The following is a 20,530-nucleotide window of genomic DNA, read 5'->3' on the forward strand; positions in this document are numbered from 1 at the left end:
CATGGCGAACGCGTGCGCACAGGGGGCGCGAGGTTGAACTTTGTGGTCTCATAGTCTTGCTTGTCACTCTTTTGTCGGAAGAAAAATAAGGTGGTGATAGGGAACGTCTCACCACTTGTACAAGGATGGGGGAGATAGCAATGAATAACAAGATAATCTGGTTAAAAAATGGTCGATATTGGTATTTCGTCTAAAAAGCGAATTATTATCAGTTAATCTTCTTAAATTTGGTTGATAAAACGCCGATAACCGCGTGGGCATTGAGATGACCATCATCAGGCTCGTGTCGATGCAATCGCTAACATGCCTATACAGAGAGAACGACACCGCAAATATCCTCCCGCAGCGATCACCTGAAATACCATCCATTTTGTGACCTTGATACCTGTCTGGCATCACACGTGCGCTTTTATGTTGAGTTTTTTGACAAATAGCGATTATTATCTTCGTTACAATTGATTAACATTGATGTGGTTTGCTAGTTAAAGCCACTAAGGTAAAAGCGTTCGGTAGAGGCTTGTGTGCTTACTAAACGGTAAGCCAGTGAAGTCTTAGCCTCAAAGTCCTCAGATTCAGTATAAACAGCAATTTGTACCGTTTTTTGTTACTGGTGATGAATAAAGCGCTAAATTTGCCTTGTCTTACCAGCTGAACGTTTTTTTTATGTGACTTAAGTGTAGTGAAAGATAAGTTTTTAATCTCATTTTATGGCAAAATACTTCAGTTTTATGGCAAAACATAGTATTGATTGGTATGTTTTGCCTTTAGTCGCGCAGCACGGTGTAGTACAGCTTCTTGAATTGTGCAAATGGATGCTCCCGCCGTCTGCGACGATTGTCACGGATGCAATAGCGATTGTTATGGAGTTACACGATGAAGTTAAACACGATCACCCGAACCCTTTTTATGGGCGCAGGCCTTTCTCTGGCTCTCGCAGGATGCAGTGAACCCGAGCAAAAACAGACCTCCCAAACAGCCCCCGAACAAAAAACTGAAACCGCTGCTGGCGAACCCCAACTTGCTGATGTACAAGAGCTCGTTCGTGGTAATGGGGCGGAAGTCGCTTCACTTGACCCGCACAAGACCCAAGGCACACCCGAATCTCACGTTATTCGTGACTTGCTCGAAGGCCTGGTTAACCAAGACGCCGACGGTAATGTGATTCCTGGTGTGGCTGAGCGCTGGGAAAACAAAGATAACAAAGTCTTTACCTTCTACCTGCGCGATGAAGCCAAGTGGTCAAACGGCGATCCCGTCACTGCACAAGATTTTGAATACAGCTTTAAACGTGTCGCTGACCCAATGACGGCGTCGCCTTACTCATGGTATCTGGGTTATACCCACATGGAGAATGCCAAAGCCATTATCAAAGGTGAAAAAGATAAAGACACCTTAGGGGTTAAAGCACTCGACGATCACACGTTACAGATCACGCTTGACTCAGCGGTTCCGTACTTGGTGAAAATGATGGGTCACACCACCATGAAGCCAGTCCATAAAGAGACTGTAGAAAAGTATGGTGATCAGTGGACCAAACCAGAAAACTTCGTTGGTAATGGCGCGTTTGTGGTCGATAACTGGGTAATCAACGAGCGTATCGAATTAACGCGTAATGAGCAGTACTGGGATAACGACAATACCACACTCGACAAAGTCACTTTCTTGCCGATTGAAAACCAAGTATCGGAAATGAACCGCTACTTGGCCGGCGAAATCGACATGACGTATGAGATCCCTAACGAGCATTTCCGTCGTCTTAAAAAGGAACATCCTGAGGATCTTTCAATCGTGGGTAACCTGTGTAGCTATTACTACATCTTCAATACCAAGCGTGAACCTTTTAATGACGTGCGTGTACGTAAGGCGCTGTCTTACGCGATTGACCGTAACGTGATCACTGATGCCTTGCTGGGTCAGGGCCAAAAACCGGCGTACTTCTTAACACCAGAGATCACTGCTGGATTTGAGCCTGAATTGCCAGAATACGCCAAAATGAGCCAAGAAGAGCGTGATGCGGAAGCGAAGCGTTTGCTTAAAGAGGCAGGATTTAGTGAAAATAATCCGCTTGATTTCTCACTGCTGTATAACACCAGTGAAAACCACAAAAAACTGGCCGTTGCGATTGGTCAAATGTGGAAAGACAAGCTCGGCGTGTCTGTCGATCTGAACAATCAAGAGTGGAAAACCTACCTAAGCACCAAAGACGAGGGTAACTTTGACGTGGCCCGTGCCGGCTGGTGTGGTGATTACAACGAGGCGTCGACCTTCTTAAGCTTGATGCGAAGCTCTAATTCAGCTGGTGGTGTGCACTACGATAGCCAAGCTTATGACGCTATCATGCAAAAAGCGATGACTACCACAGACGAGGCGGAACGTAGCAAACTATACCTTGATGCAGAAGCCCAAATGGCAAAAGACATGCCGCTTGCGCCTATTTATCAATATGTAAAAGCGCGTCTGCTTAGCCCCCAAGTCGGTGGCTTCCCTGCCAATAACGCGGAAGAGAAGATCTTCTCCAAAGATCTTTACATCAAAGCGGAGTAATCCCTGATTCACGGCTAAGTAAGGGAGTCGTTTATTACGACTCCCCTGATGGTTTCGCTGTTTGTGGAAATGCCCAAGGCAGCGTTTGCTGTGATGCTTAACTAACATGGAACAGCTCGTATTTATGCAAGAGCTAATGTTGACGGTAGAGCTATGTTGAAATTTATCGCGAAGCGAATATTGGAAGCGATTCCAACGCTGTTGGTCTTAATCACTATTTCCTTCTTCTTGATGCGGTTTGCGCCTGGCAACCCTTTTTCAAGTGAACGTCCATTACCCCCGGCGGTGATGGAAAATATTAATGCCAAATACGGCTTAGATAAGCCCGTGCTTGAGCAATACACCACCTATTTAGGCAATATCTTACAAGGGGATTTTGGTCCCTCGTTTAAATATATTGACTATAGCGTTAATGAATTGATTGCTGACTCTCTCCCTGTTTCGGCGCAAATCGGCGCGATAGCATTTGTGTTCACCCTACTGTTTGGGGTCACGATCGGTACTATTGCCGCGCTGAAACAAAACACCTGGATTGACTACACCATTATGTCGACCGCGATGCTCGGGGTGGTCATGCCATCGTTCGTGCTCGCGCCTGTGCTTATTTATATTTTCGCCATTAATTTGGGCTGGTTACCGGCGGGTGGCTGGCAAGGGGGAGGTTGGCACTTTATGGTGCTTCCCGTGATTGGCATGTCGTTACTCTACGTTGCCACGTTTGCGCGTGTGACCCGTGGCAGCATGATTGAAACCCTGAACAGTAATTTTATTCGTACTGCACGCGCCAAAGGGTTGAGTTACCCGACCATTATTGTCAAGCATGCGCTTAAGCCAGCGATGTTGCCGGTGGTGTCTTATATGGGGCCAGCCTTTGTTGGGATTATTACCGGCTCGGTGGTGATCGAGACTATCTTTGGCCTACCAGGCATCGGTAAGCTATTTGTTAACGCTGCGTTTAACCGTGACTACTCACTGGTACTGGGTTGTACGATTTTAATCGGGACGCTGACCATTCTTTTCAACGCCATTGTCGATATCCTACTTGCGTATATCGATCCTAAGATCCGTTACTAGGGGTGACATGATGCTGACGAAAAAAGAAAACATTGACGCCCTAGAAAACTTCGCAGAAGAAGTGGATGTAAAAGGGCGAAGCCTTTGGCAGGACGCAGCGATACGCTTTAAACGTAACCGAGCCGCGATGGCCAGCTTGGTGATCCTTGTCATTATAGGTTTGAGTGTTCTATTGGGGCCGTCCCTGAGTGCTTATGCTTATGATGCGACCGACTGGTACGCCATCCATGCGGCCCCGACATTGGGTCTTGATGGCCACTGGTTTGGCACTGACGCCCTTGGGCGTGATCTGTTTACGCGTACCATGATGGGCGGGCGTATATCGATCATGGTTGGTGTCATGGGGGCCTTTGTCGCCGTCCTGATTGGTACACTATATGGTGCAACTTCTGGCTTTATTGGTGGCCGTACCGATGCGGTGATGATGCGCTTGGTTGAGATCTTACAATCGATTCCATTCATGTTCTTCGTGATTGTGTTGGTGACCTTCTTTGGTCGGAATATCGTACTGATCTTTGTGGCGATTGGTTGTATTGCCTGGTTGGATATGGCCCGTATCGTTCGTGGTCAAACGCTCAGCTTACGCAGTAAAGAATTTGTTGAGGCGGCGCATGTTTCAGGGGTGAGCACACGTCATATTATTACCCGCCACATCGTGCCGAACGTATTAGGGATTGTCGCTGTGTATTCGACCTTGTTGGTGCCGAACATGATTTTGTTCGAGTCCTTCCTCAGTTTCTTGGGTCTGGGCGTGCAAGAGCCAATGACCAGCTGGGGTGCTTTGCTACAAGAAGGGGCTCAAACGATGGAAATAGCAATCTGGCAGCTGCTGTTCCCAGCGACCTTTATGGTGCTGACTCTATTCTGTTTTAACTATGTCGGTGATGGTTTGCGTGATGCGCTGGATCCAAAAGATAGATAATCGACAGCTTTTAGCGTCGTAAAAAACGTAATAAGAAAAAAGCGCAGGTTTGTTTCCTGCGCTTTTTTATCAATCATCGAGCGCGATTTTTTGCTAAAAATCGCGGTTATTCTGGCGCCTCGTCTAAAGGATACCAGTAGCCGCGATTGACCCACAGCGTGAGCATCGGCCAAAACAGGCTATTTTCAGCGGCTTCACCGAGCATTTCCCAATCGATAAAACGCTGATTGCACAGCTTAGGCGTCAGTGACTCACAGCCTTCCGGTAAGTCAAAGCTTTCACCGAGCATAAAAATCATCTCTGGCTGATCAGCATGATAAAAAGCACGTAAGCCACTGAGTTTTTCTAAACACAGACCCTCTTGCATGGCGGCTTTGAGGCTATCAGGCTGCCACTGCGGATCGGGGCTGAGCAAATCGAGTTCGTGTCGAGCCTGAGAGAGAAACTCGCCAACCCAGCGTTTTTTACGGGTTTCGTCCTGCATTAATGCCATCATCATCTCATCCATTTGGGCGAGATGTTGTGGGTTGAGTGCCGCTGGCGCATCGGGTTGCGCTGGCATAGCTGGCCAATGGAAATGGTTATCGCCCGCTTCATCAACAATCACTTGATCCGCGTAGCTACTGAGTAGCTCGCGCGCTTTTGGCGATCGATAACCAATCGAGTAACTGAGCGAAGGTTCTAGGGTATCGCCCTCGTGCGGGAAACCGGGTGGAATATAAAGAATATCGCCAGGGGCTAGCTCGACATCGATAATGGCATCAAAGCCAGTAATTTGCTTGAGACCGGTCTCGAGATTGGCATCTTGATAATCGCCTTTCGGCCCAACGCGCCAGCGACGACGCCCTTGACCTTGAACAATAAAAACATCGTATTGATCGATATGGGGTCCCACGCCACCTTGCGGTTGGGAATAGCACACCATAAGATCGTCGAATAACCACTGAGGCAGTGTCGAAAAGGCACTGGCTAACTCGCGGGCGCCTGGGTGCCAGTGGTTGGCTGCCTGAACAATCAGTTGCGCGTGAGTATCAGGAAAGTTGCTAAAATCCGCAAACGGTCCGTGGGCAACCTGCCATTGACCATTCGCGTGTGTCACCATGCGAGAATCAATATCGGCTTCCATCGCCAAGCCTGCGACTTCCTCTGGGTCGATGGGATCCTCGAAGTCTATAAAGCCTTGACGGATAACGGTAGGCGCTTGGTGCCAATAGGTGGACATAAAGTCGGCAATGGAAAATTGAAACTGATACATAGCATCACAGGTTAAGAAATTTGCGGCAGTATAACGCGCTGAGCGGGGCGGTGCGAGGGGGATAAAAAACGGCCCCCAATGGAGGCCGTGAGGTATGAGAACGTTTTGCTTAAAGTTTGTCAGTAAGCTTGACCGCATCACCAATGTAGTTAGCCGGTGTCATTTGCTTCAAGCGCGCTTTTTCATGCTCAGGTAAGTCGAGGCCATCAACAAAAGCACGCATGCCTTCACCATCTACCCGTTTACCGCGCGTGAGCTCTTTCAACTTCTCGTACGGCTTTTCAATGCCGTAGCGACGCATTACGGTTTGAATCGGTTCGGCAAGCACTTCCCAGTTCTTATCCAGCTCGGCTTCTAGCGCGGCTTGGTTGACTTCTAGCTTGCTGATCCCTTTAAGGGTCGAGGTATAAGCAATCAAGGTGTAGCCTACACCCACGCCCAAGTTACGCAGCACGGTGGAGTCGGTCAGATCACGCTGCCAACGAGAAATCGGTAGTTTTTGGCCCAGATGAGAGAAAATCGCGTTCGCCAACCCTAGGTTACCTTCCGAGTTTTCGAAATCAATCGGATTGACTTTATGTGGCATGGTCGACGAGCCAATTTCACCTTCAACCGTTTTTTGCTTGAAGTGACCCAGCGCGATATAGCCCCAGATATCACGATCAAAATCGATCAAAATGGTGTTAAAACGCGCCACGGCATCAAAGAGCTCAGCAATGTAGTCATGTGGCTCAATTTGAGTGGTGTACGGGTTCCAGTCGATACCGAGCGAGGTGACAAAGGCTTCGCTGTAGGCGTGCCAATCAATCTCTGGGTAGGCCGACAAATGGGCGTTGTAGTTACCCACTGCACCGTTGATTTTGCCGAGGATTTCAGTGCTTTCGACTTGCTTAATCTGACGCGCCATGCGGTAGGCAACGTTCGCCATTTCTTTACCCATGGTCGACGGCGAAGCCGGTTGGCCGTGGGTGCGAGAGAGCATCGGCACATCGCGGAATTGTTGTGACAAGTCTTTAACTGCATCGGCAAGCTGCTGCATTTCCGGTAAGATCACCGTATCACGCGCGTCTTTAAGCATCAGTGCGTGAGATAGGTTATTGATATCTTCCGAGGTACAGGCAAAGTGAATAAACTCGCTAACCGCATGAATCTCTGGGTGTTGAGCAATTTTTTCTTTTAAAAAGTACTCAACCGCTTTGACGTCGTGATTAGTGGTGCGCTCAATCTCTTTGATTCGGGCGGCGTCTTGCTCATCAAATTCAGCGGCAATCCGATCGAGGAGAGCGTTGGCGTCATCGCTAAATGCAGGCACTTCTTTGATGCTGTCAGTGGCTGCCAAGCTTTGCAGCCAGCGGATTTCAACGATGGTGCGATACTTTAGCAATCCAAATTCACTGAAAATCGATCGTAACGCAATCGTTTTCGTACCATATCGGCCATCGACCGGGGAAACAGCAGTCAGCGCTGACAGTTCCATTTTATGTCTCCTGAGTTCAATCTGATTAGCTACGGGCTAGAATAGTTTTGGCCTGCTCAACCATTTGTTTACGACCAAAAATGAGATGTCGGCGTTTACCGCCTACTTGGCGCCATAGTACGGTACTACGGATACCAGATAACAAGAGGGCACGCACACGATGCTGCACGCCGGTTTGTTGTAGGTGTTGCGGGTCGCCAGAAACCTGAATACGCGGGCCCAGTGGGCTGATGACGTCGAGATAAATACTGGCAAGATTACTGATCATTTGCTCATCAAGCAGATCAAAGTGGCTCGATTGGCGCTCGATGGTTTCGATCCGATCGCCCAATTGCGCCATGGCATCACGACGGCTGGCAAGCTTGCGCTCTAAGGCGAGCAAATTGATCAGATAACGCATTAGCTCGCTACCGTTGCTGCTATTATCCAGCTGGCTGATCAGCGCTTCCAAGCCTAAATGGAGCCCTGACTCACCGCCGCCAGTGACATTACCGACCTCACCGCGAAACACATCTAGCGTCGAGGACGGGTTCGTCATCACGATGCTGCTTAAGCTGGTACTGAGCGCGTCTTGGTCACAATAGCCCTGACGGGACACATCTTGCACCAGTTTCGCTGCCTGACAAATGCTCGCAAAAGCGAGGGTGCGATCATAAATCGTCTCTGCCACTGATCACGGCTCCTTAAATACGTTGCTCGATAATACCACCACCTAAGCACACGTCGCCGTCATAAAAAACGGCGGATTGGCCAGGGGTGACCGCAATTTGCGGCTCGTCGAATGTCACTTTTATGGTGTCATTATCAACAGGCGTGATAGTACATGATATATCGTGTTGACGATATCGGGTTTTGACTGTGCAACGGCGTGTCTCGGTCACATTCTCGCGATCGACCCAGTGTAATTGGGCAGCCATTAAGCCTGCAGAGAATAAGCGTGGATGATCATGGCCTTGACCTACAATCAGTACATTGCGTTCAACGTCTTTATCGACCACATACCAGGGCGCTTCGCTACCGTTACCGCCTTTTAATCCGCCAATCCCTAAGCCTTTACGTTGGCCCAGGGTATGATACATCAGGCCTTGGTGCTCACCGATGTTCTCGCCATCGGTCGTTTCGATGGGCCCCGGTTGCGCGGGTAAGTACTGCGATAAAAAGTCAGTAAATTTGCGCTCACCAATAAAGCAGATCCCAGTGGAGTCTTTTTTCTTTGCGGTCACCAAGCCTTGTTCTTCGGCAATTTGGCGCACTTGTGGCTTTTCGAGATCGCCAACTGGGAATAAGCTACGTGCGATCTGATCGTGGCTGAGTGTATATAAGAAGTAGCTTTGGTCTTTATTGCTATCAAGGCCACGCAGCATCTGTGCTTTTTCACCATTGTCGGGGAAAGATCGACGCACATAATGGCCCATAGCAATATAATCGGCGTCTAGCACTTCGTCAGCAAACTCGAGAAATGCCTTAAATTTAATTTCTTTATTGCACAGAATATCTGGATTCGGCGTACGGCCTGCTTTGTACTCGGTCAAAAAATGCTCGAACACATTGTCCCAATACTCAGCGGCAAAATTAATGGTATGTAGCTCAATGCCCAACTTATCGCAGACATCTTGCGCATCGGCCAAGTCTTCTGCAGCAGAGCAGTATTCTTCGTTGTCATCTTCTTCCCAGTTTTTCATAAACAGGCCTTCGACCTGATAACCCTGTTGTTTCAACAAGTAGGCAGAAACGGACGAATCAACACCGCCGGACATTCCGACAATCACTTTTTTGCTGCTGTTATCTGACATGGTGATCACAAATGCTGCTATCAATAAACGGACGCTGAGTTTAACAGAATCAAATCGCCGGATACAGATGTGATAGGGCTCACACGTTAACCGTTATCCAAAGTGAGTAGATGGGTGGGTAGAGGGTCGCGTGGCCTGTGACCGAGGCGGTATATGTTAATACTATTAATAGCAATGAGGGTTAATACTTGGGATTGGATGCAGCGCAAAGACCCTCCGCGCCATGGATGGCGCGGCGGAGCCTCCAGGGATGGATTCACGGCGTGTCTATGCGTGGTATCCAATCTCAGAGCGGTGACGACAATTGCTGTGAAGCTTGGCTTTATCGAGCCTTCTTCAACGGTGCGCGCTTGGACGATCGAGTGCGCCCACGCGGTGCTTTCCCTTTTGGCCCTTTGGGTTTAGGGGTGAACTGCTCAAAGCCTTTCGGCGGATCAACCTCACACCACTGGCCTGGCTGCAAATCATCCAGCTGCCAGGCGCCGAGTTGGGCGCGAATCAAGCGCAGCGTCGGGTGGCCAATATGGGCAGTCATCCGACGTACTTGTCGATTTCGCCCCTCGTGCAGCACCACCTTTAACCAGGTAGTGGGAATGTTGGCGCGATAGCGTACCGGAGGATGGCGTTCCCACACGGCGGGTGACGCCATTTTTGATACCTCAGCGGGTAGCGTTAGACCATCTTTTAGCTCCACACCGTCGCAAAGCGCTTGAATCGCTTCATCGCTGGGCTCACCTTCCACTTGGACCCAATAGGTTTTGGGAGATTTAGATGAAGGCTGGGTTAATCTGGCTTGTAAGGCACCGTTATTGGTGAGTACCAGTAAGCCTTCGCTGTCCTTGTCGAGTCGACCGGCCGGGTACACGTCTTTTACGGAGACGATGTCGGCTAATGTGCTGTCACCGGGCTCACCGCTAAACTGGGTCAACATGTTATAAGGTTTGTTAACAAGTATCACTTTAGTGGTCATCGCCGTCGCGCGTGAATCCTGTGCGTGTTGAGATGATTTGGCAGTGGTGTTTGAAACAGCCTTTGACGCTGGCTGAGAGCGGGATTTATATGGCATACGGGCTGTCAAATAGATTAAACGGCAAATGAGACTTTGGTATTATACACGTAATAATCTGTTTGGCGTGTTGTATGAATTCGAGTATCCTCGTTGCGCATCTTACACAAAGATAACAAATGGACGCTAGGAGATTAAAATGGAAAGTAAAGTAGTTGTACCGGCGGAAGGTGAAAAAATTACACTCGACGGCACAAAACTGGTAGTCCCTAACCACCCTGTGATCCCTTACATTGAAGGGGATGGCATCGGGATGGATGTTAGCCCTGCAATGATCAAAGTTGTTGATGCCGCAGTTGCTAAAGCCTACAACGGTGAGCGTAAGATTTCATGGATGGAAATCTACACCGGTGAAAAATCCACCAAGGTATACGGTGATGATCAATGGCTACCGGCTGAAACACTCGACTTTATTCGTGAATACAAAGTGGCGATTAAAGGCCCACTGACAACGCCTGTTGGCGGTGGTATTCGTTCTCTGAATGTGGCCCTTCGCCAAGAGCTCGATCTCTACATTTGTGCGCGTCCGGTACGTTACTTCACTGGCGTTCCTAGCCCTCTGAAAAAGCCAGAAGATACCGATATGGTGATCTTCCGTGAAAACTCAGAAGACATCTACGCGGGTGTCGAGTTTAAAGCGGGCACCGCAGAAGCCGATAAAGTGATTAAATTCCTGCGCGAAGAAATGGGTGCCAACAAAATCCGTTTCCCAGAGCAGTGTGGTATCGGTATCAAGCCGATTTCTGAAGAAGGTACCAAGCGTCTGGTTCGTGCGGCTATCGAGTACACCATCGATAACGATCGCGACTCACTGACTATCGTCCACAAAGGTAACATCATGAAGTTTACCGAAGGGGCGTTTAAAGATTGGGCATACGAAGTAGCCAATAAAGAGTTTGGTGCCGAGTTGCTTGATGGCGGTCCGTGGATGACGATGAAAAATCCAAAAACCGGTAAAGAAATCATTATTAAAGATTCCATCGCAGATGCTTTCTTGCAGCAAATCCTGTTGCGCCCTGCAGAGTATGATGTGATTGCCACCATGAACTTGAATGGTGATTACGTATCTGATGCTTTGGCAGCCCAGGTTGGTGGTATTGGTATCGCCCCAGGTGCCAACATTGGTGACGGTGTGGCACTGTTTGAAGCCACCCACGGCACGGCGCCAAAATACGCGGGCCAAGACAAGGTAAACCCAGGGTCGCTTATCCTGTCAGCAGAAATGATGCTGCGTCACATGGGCTGGTTTGAAGCCGCTGATCTGGTGATCAAATCAATGGAAAAAACCATCGCCAACAAAACTGTGACCTATGACTTTGAGCGTCAAATGGAAGGTGCGAGCCTACGTAAGTGCTCTGAGTTTGCAGACGATATGATCGCGCAAATGTAATAATAGTATTATCGCACGATGATAAAACCCGGCTCGCTAGCCGGGTTTTTTGTTTGTGGTCTTGGGAATAACAATAACCTACTCAGGCTATTAGTCTATATCTTCCCACGACAACGGAGTGCCTTTGGTTAACGCGCGTGTCGCGCGTTTTCCGATCACGACATCATAGTGTTTCGGCGCCAGCCCAAAGCCAGGACGAATACTGCGCACATTATCGGGCGTCAGTGGCTCACCGGGCGCGATATCCTCACAGACATACAAAGAGCGCCTAAATTGACGGTTGCTCGACTCGGCCTCTCGTGTGGTGAGGGCGCTTTGTCCTAACGCTCGCCACGCCGCGTGGGTCTGCTCACAAAGCGCACTGAGTGCAGGTGGCGTAAGCGAGAAAGCAGCATCCGGACCTCCCGAATTTTCAGAGAGCATCACATGTTTTTCAATCACGCACGCGCCGAGTGCCACAGCAGCGATCGCGGCGGTGTTGGTCAGCGAATGATCGGATAAGCCCGCCAAGGTTTGATAGCGGGTGGCTAAGGTTGGAATAGTTCGCAGATGGCTTTGCTCAATCGGCGCGGGGTAGGCGCTGATACAATGAAGCAACACCAGCTCACGACAGCCGTTATCACGGGCAGTCGCCACTGCCTCGTCAATCTCTGTCTCGTCAGCCATGCCGGTTGAGATGATCATCGGTTTACCGGTTTGCGCGGCATAGCGAATCAAGGGCAAATCAATCGCCTCGAACGAGGCAATTTTATAGGCGGGGGCGTTAAGATCTTCGAGCAAGTCAATCGCTGAGCAATCAAAAGGAGAAGAGAATAGGGTGATGCCTTCTTTTCTCGCGTGATCAAATAACGGCTTGTGCCACTCAAACGGGGTTTGTGCCCAGCGATATAGTTGGTGGAGACTATAACCATCCCACAGTCCGCCTTTGATCTGAAATTCATCGTGGTCGCAATCAAGGGTAATGGTATCGGCGGTATAGCTTTGCATTTTGACGGCATCGGCACCGCAGGCTTTGGCCATGGAGATAGTTTGCTTGGCAAGCTCAAGGCTACCATTATGGTTGGCCGACATTTCGGCAATGATATAGGGAGGATGCTGGGGGCCGATCAAACGGCCTGCAATTTTAATGTCGTTGTTCATAAACCGCATCGATATTCAGTTTGGTTTGAAGGGCGCTGGCGCCTTGCTGCCACTTATCAGCGGACAAAGACAGGCACACAATCTCGACTGTTTTTCCCTCAGGCAGGGAAAAGGTGCGTTGCCGACTTTGCGGCGTTTCACGAAAGCCAAAGCGTTGATGTAGCCGAACCACTCCCTGATTATGACTGAGCACTTCACAGTTCAACTGGGTCACGCCCAAGGTCTCAAACGCTAAGCTTAATGCGCCAAACTCCATGAGCGCGCCGCTCCCACGCGGTGCATCCGGCGCGGCATAAAAAGCCCAGGTCGCACTTTTACTATTATTGCTATCGAGGTCAAGATTGACCACGCCAAGTGGCTTGTCCGGTTGGCCGTCTACGCGCTTGTAGACGATATAGAAATAACGGTGCGTGCTGGCGAGCATATGGCTGAACCATGCCTTGTGCTCATCATGGCTAATTTCATGCTGAGTGTACATAAACTGGCGAACAGCGGGACGATTGCGCCAATGCCATAAGGTATCACTGTCCGCGTGACTCACCGCTTTAAAAATCAGTTGCATAAGTCATGCTCCAAGGCCGCGACCACGCGCTCTGCGCCTTTTCCATCGGTGATCGCTGGCAGAGTAGGAAGCTGATACCAGTTTGCCGCAAGGTGCTGCAGTGCAGACGCGTAATCTTGCCAGCGGGTGTGCTCACCGCGTCCTAAGTATTGATAGCCCGGTTGTCCGGCGAGATACTCGGCCATGGCGTGTTGGTTTTCCGCCACACACACCAAGGTGCTCGGGACCCCCAAGCAGCTGCGCTCAATGGCGGTCACACCGGCCGCCCCAAACGCATAGCGTGCCCGTGCCATGTGGGCATCAAAGTCCGACAGTGCTTCCACCACGCTAACCCCATCGGGGACAGGCTCTTTACACAATGCATCGCGGTCTGGGTTACGCCGGCCGGTGACAATTAATAGCGAGAAAGGCAATCTCTCGAGCTTTTGCTCTTCTTCTAGGTGTTGAACGGCTTCTAGGTGTTTGACCGCGTCCACGAGCTTGCGGCTTTCACCGGTCGGGTCCGTGCCGGAGAAAAAGGCGATTACCTTATCTTCCCGCGGCGGCGGAGACTGATGTAAGGCGGCAAATGCTGGACGCAATAGTGCATAGTCTGGCCCCAATAAGCATCGGGTCTGTGGATTTACAAGCTGTGATGCGTAGCGCGTGGTGAGATCAGGCCAAGGATTTTGATCGAGCAAAAACGCGCAATCGTGGGGCCGATTGGCTAAATCATCGACCACCATCACCGGACAGCACAATTGGATGTGAATTGATTGCTCCCAGCGGGCATCGAGGGCGTAATGATCCACCACCATCAAATCCACCGGCTGGTTAGCGACGTGTGCGGTTGTTTCTTCGGCATCTTGCCGCTGGCTCACACCAAGCCAATCGGTGTTGCTAAGCGAGTGTTTGGGGGCAGGCAACACCGCCACCGTTAAGCCTTGCTCTTGGCTGACCGCTATCAAATTGCCGGATAAATCGCGACAGACCAAGGTTACTTGATGACCCGACGCTTGTAGCATGCTGGCCAACACGTGCATGCGGCTGACGTGCCCGGTGCCTATTGCTTGGGAGGCATCGACTCGAATGGCAATATGGCTCATAGCAAGGCTTGTTGCTCCAACAGTTGATACATTAGCTCAGCGCGTAGCCAGTCATCCGGCTCATCAATGTCTTGCACGCGGTAATGAGGGATCAACACGGCTTTTGAGTGGGGGGCAAAAACCGGCTCCCGCGCCAAAAAAGCGCTCGGCGTGCCCCAGTAAAACATCCCCGCATCGTGGTACGCGGGTTGTAAGTCTTGTGAACGAGTGGTGAAGTGCTCGGGCCACAACATGCTGACGCTGCCATCGGCATCGACATGAATACTGCGCTGAATTGGAAAGGCGTAGCGGGTGGCGGCAAAACTGTATTTGACGGTGTCGCCGTTCAGTAACGCTAAGCCTTGGCGCAAGTCATCCGTGGTGACAAAGGGAGTGGTCGCATACAGGCAGCATACCGCGTGCAAAGGCGTTTGCTGTGGCGACTGGTTCAGCCACTGGATCGCATGCTCAAGCACATCCAAGGTCGTAGCGTGATCGCCGGCAATCTCGGCGGGACGCACAAAAGGCACTTCAGCCCCGGCATCGCGCGCCACACTGGCAATGTCGTCGCAATCGGTGGAAACCAAGACGCGATCGAATAGCCCACTTTGACGTGCTGTCGCAATAGCATAAGTGATAATGGGCGCACCGTTAAACAGTTTGAGGTTCTTGCCCGGAATGCGTTTGCTGCCACCACGGGCGGGAATAATACATACATTCATCGGTCACGCGTCCTCAATGACTTTTTGTAGCGCAGCAATCACTGTGTCTTGCTGTTGCTCGGTTAAATCGGGGTAAAGCGGCAAAGTGAGTGCGCCCGCGTAATACTGTTCGGCGAGCGGGAAGTCTCCGAGTTGGAAGCCCAGTGCCTGATAGTAAGGTTGCGTATGCACAGGAATATAGTGCACGTTCACGCCAATGCCTTGCGCACGCATTGCCTCAAAAACGGCGCGGCGTGTATCGGCGTGCTCAAGCTCAATCAAATACAAATGCCATGCCGACTCAGGATCTAAAACGGGCCGCTTGACGGGCAAATCCGCCAGCGCTTGATGGTAACGCTCGGCGAGTGCAAACCGTCTGGCGATAAAGGAACCAAGCTGGGTTAATTGTGAACGGCCAAGCGCGGCATGAATATCCGAGAGGCGATAGTTCATCCCCAATGCATGCTGCTCATAACCCCAAGGCGGCAAGGCTGCGTGGCTGTCTTCTGCGTCACGGGTGATCCCGTGGCTACGCAATTGACGCAGCGCTTTCGCCAATGTGGCATTTTGGGTAGTGGCAACCCCTGCCTCTCCCGCGGTGACCACTTTGACTGGATGAAAACTAAACACGCTAATATCGCTGTACTGGCATCCACCCACCGGCGCTTGTTGATAGTAGGCGCCCATCGCATGTGATGCATCCTCAATAATGGCTACCTGATAACGTTTGGCGAGCGCGGCAATCTCGGCCATTGGCGCACTGGCACCGGCCATATGCACCACCACCAGCACTTTGGGTAGGGTGTGAGTAGCGGCTGCTTGCGCCAGTTTTTTCGCGAGCTGCTGGGAGCATAGGTTACGTGTGTGCGGGTCGATATCGACAAAGTCCACCTCAGCACCACAGTATCGGCCACAATTGGCTGACGCGACAAAGGTGATGGGAGAGGTCCATAAACGATCGCCTGGGCCCAGTCCTAACGCCAGACAAGCCAGATGCAGGGCAGATGTGGCGCTATTAACGGCGACCGCATGCGCAGCCTCGGTGAGTTCGGCGACGGCGGCTTCAAAAGCCGGAACTTGCGGGCCTTGCGTCAGATAATCACTTTTTAGCACCTCAAGCACAGCGGCATAGTCTTGCTCGCTAAGATGCTGCTTTCCGTATGGGATCAACGCCATACTCCTTTACTGCTCGGTGTCGAGTTGCAAAATAGCCTCGACGGTTAACACATCCGGGTTAGTGCCTGATTGATACTCAAAGCCTTCTGGCACGGGCTGTCCTTTCTCACCCAACGCATTTTCTCGATAGTCATCATCGGCATCGTAGAACTTAATGGTGGGGCAAATCACGTAATGATCGGCAAATTCGAGCGTCAGATGCGCATCGTCAGCCGGACACATCACTTCATGCATTTTTTCACCGGGGCGAATGCCTATCACCTTGACGGGTGTGTTTGGGGCATAGGCGCTGGCGAGATCCGTCAGACGAACCGATGGGATCTTAGGAACAAATATTTCTCCGCCATACATGCGCGAAAAGTTTTTCAGCACAAAATCCACCCCTTGCTGCAAGGTAATCCAAAAGCGGGTCATTTCAGGATGGGTAATGGGCAAATGATCCGCGCCTTCCGCTGCCTTTTTCTTAAACAAAGGCACCACAGAGCCGCGCGAGCCGACCACATTGCCATAGCGCACCACCGAAAAACGTGTCTTTTGGCCCCCGGTCATATTGTTAGCGGCGACAAACAATTTATCTGAACACAGTTTGGTGGCGCCATAGAGATTATTGGGGCTGGCGGCTTTATCGGTCGAGAGCGCAATCACTTTTTCGACCCCGTTGGCAATCGCGGCTCGAATCACATTTTCTGCACCGTGAATGTTGGTTTTGATACACTCCATCGGGTTGTATTCGGCGGCAGGTACCTGCTTAAGTGCAGCGGCATGAATCACATAGTCAATGCCTTGCATCGCTTGCATTAAACGATCGCCATCACGCACATCGCCGATAAAATAGCGCATGCAAGGGGCGTTAAAGGTTTGCTGCATTTCATATTGCTTGAGTTCATCGCGAGAGAGCACCACGAGACGGCGTGGTTGATAGCGTTCAAGCAGGGTGCGGACGTACTTTTTACCAAAAGAACCAGTACCGCCGGTGATCAGAATGGATTTGCCGTTAAACATAGGACGCCTTGTCACTAACTGTCGGGAATACAGGCAGTTTAACTGATCTGAGCAGGATTTGGCGATCTGCTACGGCGTTCTGATGTGTGATTGGCAAAATCGAATTCCAAAAGAGTGGTACCAAACTAAGAGAATCGGAAAAGTCCTCTAAATAGCTATCTATAAACTTCACAGCCAGTTATATAGGTTAACAAGGTGACCCATTGCAATGTCGACAGCTTCTATACTTAGCAGGGCGACCACGCGAACGTTTTTGACCAAAACAGGTTCGGTTTGACGATCACCTCTGGCTGTTATCATATAGGCCGACTCTATAATAGTTCGAGATAGATACCGTGGATCGATACATTTAAACACTACTTCAGTGCCGTTGATGATAACCGTCAAAGTACCAAGATAATATATCCACTTTCGACCTTCTCTTTGCTTCATGTGCGCAGTCAAACATTACAAAAATGTATAGTTCGCGAAAAGTTGACGAAATCCCGATCGCTTAGAGTATCTACGTCGAGAGGGAAGTCCCTATCAAATCATACGAACAATGAGGATTACATCATGAAAAAAAATTTAGTGTTTTCGTCTACCGCCACTCTTACTGCTGTGCTGGGTCTAGGTGCTATGTTGGTTGTTGGTGCTGCCAACGCAGGTGAGAAGCCCAAGACTCTCCATAGCGATGCGGTAACATTGATCCAGGCAGTTGAGACAGCAAAGAAAACTGCTGACGGTATCGTGATAGAGGCTGAACGTGATGTGGTAATGAGCCAAGCGGTCTATGAGATTGAGATCATAAGCGATACGGGTGAAGAAATTAATACAGTAGTGAGCGCAGCAACAGGTGAAGTGATTCTAACTAATACTCATCGCAATCATGACAATGATGTTGAGGATGCTATCTGGTTAGCAGGTATTAGAAACGGAACGTTTCTTTCTCTTGAACAGGCATTGATGCAAGCAGAGACGCAAGTAGATGGAAAAGCGTGGCGAGTTGAACAGGATGATCATCTTGATCGGCCATACTACGAAGTAGACCTGCTAAATACTAGCGGCAATCATGTTGAAATTAAAATTGATGCGAGAGTATTAAAGTAAGACAGTAACAAACCAACCTGAATCGGATAATTTTATGGGCTAGTGCCCATGATTGGAGGTTTATATGAATGTAGAAAACAGAAACGCATCAAAATGGCAACGTAGAAAAGAACAGGTTAAAAGTCTTGTTCAAAAGGCTCCTATGGCAATTTTGGGCGTATTGAGCTTCTCACTGTTTTTCATGTTTGGGCTGGTTATACTTGGGATGAGTTTGATGGCGGGTATTGTCGCTATTATCATGGCGAAATACCAACAACGCCAAGTTGTTAAAGATATTCCTCATCCACAAAGTACGACAAATCAAGGTGAATCGGTTGTAACGGCAGCTGAAATACAACCTTAATGCCTAAATAGAGGGGTGCCCAAATGCGCGTACTGTTGGTGGAAGACGATAATAGCCTCAGTCGTTTCGTAGAAAAAGGCCTGCGAGAAGCAGGCCATCAAGTTGAGGTGATTGATAACGGCAAGCATGCCCTCACGCTTTGCATGACAGAAAGTTACGATGTGGCGATTGTCGATCGCATGTTACCGGGCCTAGATGGTCTTTCTCTCGTTAAGGCCCTTCGTGCTGCGCAAGTTGGTATTCCTATCCTGTTTCTTACCACGCTGGGTGGTGTGGACGATCGAGTGGAAGGTTTAGAAGCAGGCGGTGATGACTATCTTACCAAGCCGTTTGCTTTCTCTGAACTTTTGGCACGCATCACTGCGCTCTCCCGTCGTACAATGTTGAAGAAAACCGAATCCAGCCATGAACTTAGTTCTGGCGATTTAATACTGAATCTGTTTGCGCACTCAGCAACTCGCCAGGGCAAGGCATTGGATTTACAGCCAAAAGAATTTCGGATTCTTGAGCTTTTCTTACGCCATCCTGGACGCGTCATTACTCGGACCATGCTGCTTGAGCATGTGTGGGATATACACTTCGATCCGCAGACGAGTGTTGTAGAAACCCATATTAGTCGTCTTCGAAACAAGATCGAGAAACCCTTTGGCGATACACTCATTCATACGCTTCGTGGTGTTGGCTATAAGTTTGAACAGAAAAGCGGAAAACTAAAATGAGAGGGAGACTGGTGGACGTTATCCCTCGCTATTTTTCTAAGCGAAAATTGCTAGATATACTTCCTGCATGGATGAAAAGCTCTGCGACTCACCAAGGTTTAATGTTCGGTGGAGTGGCTCTAATCAGCTTAGTACTAATGGCCTTGGTAACCTTTTTCTATGTCGACCATGAACTGAAAGAACAAAACTACGATATCGTTAAAGCGTCCCTTGACCGCGCTAAGGGATTAGAAAGCGAACTCGATGACGAACCTATTGAAGACGAAGAAATTCTCGCTATGCTCGCGTCCGGCTTTGTGCTTGCGGGCATACTAGTGTCAGTGTTTTCAGTGGTACTAGTGACAGTAATGACTCGCATTAGCCAGAAGCGAATTAAACGGATTGAAACCGTCTTGAATGCAGTCGCCGAAGGAGATCTCTCAGCGCGAACCAATGTAAAATACACGTATAACGATCTGGCACGTATTTCGGTTTCACTTGATGATATGTTGTCACGGCTGGAAGGAACAGTAGCAGCAATGAGTGATATCTCCGTTAATATTGCTCATGAGCTTAAAACTCCAATCAGTCGTCTGCGCCATAATTTATTGGCATTGCGACAAGATGCTGTGAGTATTTCATCAACCCCCAATAACGCCTTTTTTGTTGAATTGGATAGAGCATTAGAAGATTCACAGCGGCTAGCGTCAATATTTGATGCTTTACTTCGTATTGCACAAATTGAATCCGGTGCGCGCCGAAGCCGCTTTGTGATGCTTGATCTGAATAACGTGGTCGATACAGTTTCGGAGATATACGCTGATGTCGCCGAAGATGCACAGATGTCATTGATATCAGAAAAGCACTTTTTGCCACTGATGATTCAGGGGGATCGTGAGCTTTTGATTCAGCAAGTGGCTAACTTGATAGAAAATGCGTTGCGTTATTGTCCGCCAGGTAGCCAGATTCATCTCCGTTGCGGAGAAAATCTGAAAACGTCTCAAGCCTGGTTAGAGGTTGAGGATACGGGGCTAGGTATTGCCGATGAACATAAAGAGCGAGTTTTTCAGCGGCTCTATCGGGTAGATAAGAGCCGAGCTGATGGGGGACTGGGTTTGGGGTTGTCGCTCGCTAAAGCCATTGCTGGCCTTCATTATGGCAGCATTACGTTGTCTGATGCGAATCCTGGCTTAAGAGTGGAAATTGCAATTCCGATATATCATTTATAACACCT

At 49.6% G+C, this 20,530-nt stretch carries 18 protein-coding genes and 1 pseudogene; 8 read left to right on the plus strand and 11 right to left on the minus strand.

The features are described 5' to 3' along the window. The first annotated feature begins 873 nt into the window (after window positions 1-873). From BZG77_RS04740 to oppC, 3 genes are all read left to right on the plus strand, one after another. Window positions 874-2,544, plus strand: a complete 1,671-nt coding sequence (locus BZG77_RS04740; RefSeq protein WP_077646396.1) for an ABC transporter substrate-binding protein — start codon at window positions 874-876, stop codon at window positions 2,542-2,544. Window positions 2,545-2,697: 153 nt separating this feature from the next. Further along, entirely contained in the window at window positions 2,698-3,618 is a 921-nt protein-coding gene (oppB, locus tag BZG77_RS04745) for an oligopeptide ABC transporter permease OppB (RefSeq protein ID WP_077646397.1), read from the plus strand. 10 nt (window positions 3,619-3,628) lie between these two features. Next, window positions 3,629-4,540: an oligopeptide ABC transporter permease OppC gene (gene oppC, locus BZG77_RS04750; RefSeq protein ID WP_077460389.1), complete on the plus strand. Its 912-nt coding sequence runs from the start codon at window positions 3,629-3,631 to the stop codon at window positions 4,538-4,540. 106 nt (window positions 4,541-4,646) lie between these two features. Here oppC and BZG77_RS04755 read toward each other — a convergent pair whose 3' ends face one another. The 5 genes and pseudogenes from BZG77_RS04755 to BZG77_RS04775 form a co-directional block, all read right to left on the minus strand. Next, on the minus strand, window positions 4,647-5,795 hold the full coding sequence (locus BZG77_RS04755) for a ribosomal protein uL16 3-hydroxylase (RefSeq protein WP_077646398.1): 1,149 nt from the start codon (window positions 5,793-5,795) through the stop codon (window positions 4,647-4,649). A 109-nt stretch (window positions 5,796-5,904) separates the two neighbouring features. Beyond that, window positions 5,905-7,272: an adenylosuccinate lyase gene (gene purB / locus BZG77_RS04760; protein ID WP_077646399.1), complete on the minus strand. Its 1,368-nt coding sequence runs from the start codon at window positions 7,270-7,272 to the stop codon at window positions 5,905-5,907. A 25-nt stretch (window positions 7,273-7,297) separates the two neighbouring features. Next, complete coding sequence (hflD, locus tag BZG77_RS04765) at window positions 7,298-7,942, minus strand: high frequency lysogenization protein HflD (protein WP_021022328.1); 645 nt, start codon at window positions 7,940-7,942, stop codon at window positions 7,298-7,300. A gap of 13 nt (window positions 7,943-7,955) precedes the next feature. Next, window positions 7,956-9,065, minus strand: coding sequence for a tRNA 2-thiouridine(34) synthase MnmA (gene mnmA / locus BZG77_RS04770; RefSeq protein ID WP_021022329.1), 1,110 nt, complete (start codon window positions 9,063-9,065; stop codon window positions 7,956-7,958). 430 nt (window positions 9,066-9,495) lie between these two features. Continuing rightward, window positions 9,496-10,131 (minus strand): annotated as a pseudogene (locus tag BZG77_RS04775) (pseudouridine synthase); the annotation flags it as partial. A gap of 139 nt (window positions 10,132-10,270) precedes the next feature. On the opposite strand from BZG77_RS04775, the gene icd reads away from it, so the two are divergent. Next, window positions 10,271-11,521 carry an NADP-dependent isocitrate dehydrogenase gene (icd, locus tag BZG77_RS04780; protein WP_077576318.1) on the plus strand — a complete coding sequence of 417 codons (1,251 nt, stop codon included), beginning with the start codon at window positions 10,271-10,273 and terminating at the stop codon, window positions 11,519-11,521. Between the two features lie 90 nt (window positions 11,522-11,611). On the opposite strand, the gene pseI is transcribed toward icd, so the two are convergent. The 6 genes from pseI to pseB are packed head-to-tail and all read right to left on the minus strand — an operon-like array spanning window position 11,612 to window position 17,166. Beyond that, complete coding sequence (gene pseI / locus BZG77_RS04785; protein ID WP_077646401.1) at window positions 11,612-12,661, minus strand: pseudaminic acid synthase; 1,050 nt, start codon at window positions 12,659-12,661, stop codon at window positions 11,612-11,614. Next, window positions 12,645-13,223 (minus strand): UDP-4-amino-4,6-dideoxy-N-acetyl-beta-L-altrosamine N-acetyltransferase, encoded by a 579-nt coding sequence (pseH, locus tag BZG77_RS04790; RefSeq protein ID WP_077646402.1) that lies wholly within the window; start codon window positions 13,221-13,223, stop codon window positions 12,645-12,647. The genes pseI and pseH overlap by 17 nt, the downstream gene beginning before the upstream one ends. After that, window positions 13,214-14,308, minus strand: a complete 1,095-nt coding sequence (pseG, locus tag BZG77_RS04795; RefSeq protein ID WP_077646403.1) for a UDP-2,4-diacetamido-2,4,6-trideoxy-beta-L-altropyranose hydrolase — start codon at window positions 14,306-14,308, stop codon at window positions 13,214-13,216. Before pseG ends, pseH begins: the two co-directional genes overlap by 10 nt. Further along, on the minus strand, window positions 14,305-15,009 hold the full coding sequence (pseF, locus tag BZG77_RS04800; protein ID WP_077646404.1) for a pseudaminic acid cytidylyltransferase: 705 nt from the start codon (window positions 15,007-15,009) through the stop codon (window positions 14,305-14,307). The genes pseG and pseF overlap by 4 nt, the downstream gene beginning before the upstream one ends. Window positions 15,010-15,012: 3 nt before the next feature. Beyond that, complete coding sequence (gene pseC / locus BZG77_RS04805; RefSeq protein ID WP_077646427.1) at window positions 15,013-16,158, minus strand: UDP-4-amino-4,6-dideoxy-N-acetyl-beta-L-altrosamine transaminase; 1,146 nt, start codon at window positions 16,156-16,158, stop codon at window positions 15,013-15,015. A 12-nt stretch (window positions 16,159-16,170) separates the two neighbouring features. After that, a complete protein-coding gene (gene pseB / locus BZG77_RS04810; protein WP_025738853.1) occupies window positions 16,171-17,166 on the minus strand; it encodes a UDP-N-acetylglucosamine 4,6-dehydratase (inverting) in 996 nt (331 codons plus the stop codon). A 555-nt stretch (window positions 17,167-17,721) separates the two neighbouring features. On the opposite strand from pseB, the gene BZG77_RS04820 reads away from it, so the two are divergent. The 4 genes from BZG77_RS04820 (at window position 17,722) to BZG77_RS04835 (ending at window position 20,525) form a co-directional block, all read left to right on the plus strand. Further along, on the plus strand, window positions 17,722-18,255 hold the full coding sequence (locus BZG77_RS04820; protein WP_077460399.1) for a PepSY domain-containing protein: 534 nt from the start codon (window positions 17,722-17,724) through the stop codon (window positions 18,253-18,255). A 64-nt stretch (window positions 18,256-18,319) separates the two neighbouring features. After that, window positions 18,320-18,598, plus strand: a complete 279-nt coding sequence (locus BZG77_RS04825; RefSeq protein WP_077646405.1) for a hypothetical protein — start codon at window positions 18,320-18,322, stop codon at window positions 18,596-18,598. A gap of 23 nt (window positions 18,599-18,621) precedes the next feature. Continuing rightward, entirely contained in the window at window positions 18,622-19,317 is a 696-nt protein-coding gene (locus BZG77_RS04830) for a response regulator transcription factor (RefSeq protein ID WP_077460401.1), read from the plus strand. Window positions 19,318-19,328: 11 nt separating this feature from the next. Beyond that, the gene (locus BZG77_RS04835) at window positions 19,329-20,525 is read left to right on the plus strand and encodes a sensor histidine kinase (RefSeq protein WP_241844099.1); all 1,197 of its coding nucleotides are present in this window, start codon (window positions 19,329-19,331) and stop codon (window positions 20,523-20,525) included. Window positions 20,526-20,530 lie beyond the last annotated feature (5 nt).

Origin of the sequence: Salinivibrio sp. IB643, assembly GCF_001996105.1 — a bacterium.
Lineage (GTDB): Bacteria > Pseudomonadota > Gammaproteobacteria > Enterobacterales > Vibrionaceae > Salinivibrio > Salinivibrio costicola.

Bases quoted from the DNA above. Each gene is read 5' to 3' on its own strand.
- BZG77_RS04820 (WP_077460399.1), top strand. From the start codon at position 17,722: ATGAAAAAAAATTTAGTGTTTTCGTCTACCGCCACTCTTACTGCTGTG.
- pseI (WP_077646401.1), bottom strand. From the start codon at position 12,661: ATGAACAACGACATTAAAATTGCAGGCCGTTTGATCGGCCCCCAGCAT.
- pseB (WP_025738853.1), bottom strand. From the start codon at position 17,166: ATGTTTAACGGCAAATCCATTCTGATCACCGGCGGTACTGGTTCTTTT.
- icd (WP_077576318.1), top strand. From the start codon at position 10,271: ATGGAAAGTAAAGTAGTTGTACCGGCGGAAGGTGAAAAAATTACACTC.
- pseH (WP_077646402.1), bottom strand. From the start codon at position 13,223: ATGCAACTGATTTTTAAAGCGGTGAGTCACGCGGACAGTGATACCTTA.
- mnmA (WP_021022329.1), bottom strand. From the start codon at position 9,065: ATGTCAGATAACAGCAGCAAAAAAGTGATTGTCGGAATGTCCGGCGGT.
- purB (WP_077646399.1), bottom strand. From the start codon at position 7,272: ATGGAACTGTCAGCGCTGACTGCTGTTTCCCCGGTCGATGGCCGATAT.
- BZG77_RS04830 (WP_077460401.1), top strand. From the start codon at position 18,622: ATGCGCGTACTGTTGGTGGAAGACGATAATAGCCTCAGTCGTTTCGTA.
- BZG77_RS04740 (WP_077646396.1), top strand. From the start codon at position 874: ATGAAGTTAAACACGATCACCCGAACCCTTTTTATGGGCGCAGGCCTT.
- oppB (WP_077646397.1), top strand. From the start codon at position 2,698: ATGTTGAAATTTATCGCGAAGCGAATATTGGAAGCGATTCCAACGCTG.
- pseG (WP_077646403.1), bottom strand. From the start codon at position 14,308: ATGAGCCATATTGCCATTCGAGTCGATGCCTCCCAAGCAATAGGCACC.
- BZG77_RS04755 (WP_077646398.1), bottom strand. From the start codon at position 5,795: ATGTATCAGTTTCAATTTTCCATTGCCGACTTTATGTCCACCTATTGG.
- BZG77_RS04825 (WP_077646405.1), top strand. From the start codon at position 18,320: ATGAATGTAGAAAACAGAAACGCATCAAAATGGCAACGTAGAAAAGAA.
- oppC (WP_077460389.1), top strand. From the start codon at position 3,629: ATGCTGACGAAAAAAGAAAACATTGACGCCCTAGAAAACTTCGCAGAA.
- pseF (WP_077646404.1), bottom strand. From the start codon at position 15,009: ATGAATGTATGTATTATTCCCGCCCGTGGTGGCAGCAAACGCATTCCG.